The sequence below is a fragment of the Variovorax sp. dw_308 genome (assembly GCF_019207085.1).
GTDB lineage: Bacteria > Pseudomonadota > Gammaproteobacteria > Burkholderiales > Burkholderiaceae_C > Variovorax.
Map to the genome: position 1 here is coordinate 1 of NZ_JAATOM010000103.1, position 475 is coordinate 475.

1 pseudogene is annotated in these 475 nt (G+C 67.6%); it reads right to left on the reverse strand.

What is annotated here, in order from left to right:
• Positions 1–371: pseudogene (locus HCU76_RS36395) on the reverse strand (transposase); the annotation flags it as partial.
• Between the last annotated feature and the right edge of the window lie 104 nt (positions 372–475).

Below are 475 nucleotides of genomic sequence, written 5' to 3' on the forward strand. Positions count from 1 at the left end.
ATCTGCCACGGCACGAAGGAGCCCAGGTTGTCCGGCGCGCGCCCGCCGGCCTCGGCACAGGCCTGCAGATATGAAGTCAGCCAGGTGCGCGCATTGATCTTCCACAGCCTGAGCGTCATCAGCAGGCTCATCATCATGGCGGCGAGCTCTCCGGACCACTGGCTGCCCGAGCCGTAGAAATTCTTGCGTCCCACGACCGCCGGGCGAAGTGCGCGCTCGGCGGCGTTGTTGTCCAGGTCCAGCCACGGGTGATCGACGAACACCACCAGACCCGACCAGTGCGCCTTCAGGCTTTGCAGTACCTTGCGCGCCGGGCTCGCCAGTTGCGTATCGGCCAGCGCCCGGTCGCACCGGCGCTGCAGGGTTTGCACCGCCCGCTGCACGCGCTGATGGCAGGCCGTGAATCGTGCGAGGCGGGCAGCACCGATGGCCTGGCCGCCCTGGCCGTCGACCTTGCCAATCTCGACATCGATGC